Origin of the sequence: Clavibacter lycopersici, assembly GCF_003576405.1 — a bacterium.
Classification (GTDB): domain Bacteria; phylum Actinomycetota; class Actinomycetes; order Actinomycetales; family Microbacteriaceae; genus Clavibacter; species Clavibacter lycopersici.
In genome coordinates this window covers 1-401 of sequence record NZ_QWGT01000565.1, presented here as the reverse complement: position 1 = coordinate 401, position 401 = coordinate 1, and the positions used below count along the sequence as shown (strand labels likewise).

General features: G+C 77.6%; 1 protein-coding gene. It reads left to right on the top strand.

What is annotated here, in order from left to right; all coding sequences use genetic code 11:
- On the top strand, nucleotides 1–401 hold a 401-nt coding region (locus DZG00_RS16550; RefSeq protein ID WP_147360111.1), incomplete at both ends, for a siderophore-interacting protein.

Here is a 401-nt window from a genome sequence, read left to right as displayed (position 1 = left end):
CCGTCCGTGCGCCGCGTGCGCAGCACGTGCTCGAGGTGATCCGCACCGAGCGGCTCACCCCGCACCTCGTCCGCGTGCACCTCGGCGGGCAGGGCACGCGCTCGCTGCTGGAGCAGGCCGCCCCCGAGCGGCTCGCCGCGACCGACGCCTACGTGAAGCTGATGCTCCCGCAGCCCGGATCCGGCGTCGTGCCGCCGTTCGACCTGCCCGCGCTGCGCGCCGCCCTGCCGGCCGAGTCGCTGCCGGCCGTGCGGACCTACACGCTCCGGCACGCGGATCCGGCGGCTGGCACCTGCGCCATCGACTTCGTGGTGCACGGCGACGAGGGGCTCGCGGGGCCGTGGGCGGCGACCGCGCAGCCCGGCGACCTGCTCGCGGCGAGCGGACCCGGCGGGCTTTTC